This is a genomic window from Micromonospora sp. DT62 (assembly GCF_049847285.1).
GTDB classification, from domain to species: Bacteria; Actinomycetota; Actinomycetes; order Mycobacteriales; family Micromonosporaceae; genus Micromonospora; species Micromonospora reichwaldensis.
The window spans coordinates 1-518 of sequence record NZ_JBNCOB010000070.1 but is presented as its reverse complement, the minus strand read 5'-3'; the positions used below and the strand labels follow the sequence as shown (position 1 = coordinate 518).

1 protein-coding gene is annotated in these 518 nt (G+C 67.2%); it reads right to left on the bottom strand.

The features are described 5' to 3' along the window. Nucleotides 1–23: 23 nt before the first annotated feature. Nucleotides 24–365, bottom strand: a complete 342-nt coding sequence (locus ACPXCB_RS31565; protein WP_425879781.1) for a hypothetical protein — start codon at nt 363–365, stop codon at nt 24–26. Nucleotides 366–518: the final 153 nt, after the last annotated feature.

Below are 518 nucleotides of genomic sequence, written 5' to 3'. Positions count from 1 at the left end.
CCGACCCCGATCGCCGCATAGCATCAGACCGGATCCCGCGATGGCCGTCTCTTACACCACCAGCGCGGACGTGACCTGTAGTTGCCGGCAGCGACGGTCGAGATGTACCCGGCGTCGGCCACCACTCGCAGCGTCAGGCTCGCGCCGATAAAGGTCATCGCCCGCCACCGAGCGCGATGCGGCCCGACCACCGCGACAAGAATCGTCAACTGCACCAGGTCGAGCATCGGATAGAGCTGCCCGTAGGTACGCAGCGGGTCGGTGAGATCGGCGACGGCGACGCCGCGTAGCACCAGCACCCAACCGAGCGGGATGAGAGCCAGCCCGACGATAAGTCCGTCGAGAACGGCCCGCGCCCGTCCCACGGCGGTGCGCGGTGCGGCGGTCGAGTAGAGCAGGGCAGCTGAGCCGGAGAGGATACCGGCGACGAAGATAGCCCCTACTAGGGCCTGTGTCGAAGTCGGTTACAGCCACTCGTTGATCGCGGCGATGTGCACGGTGGCTTCGTAGCGGACGGC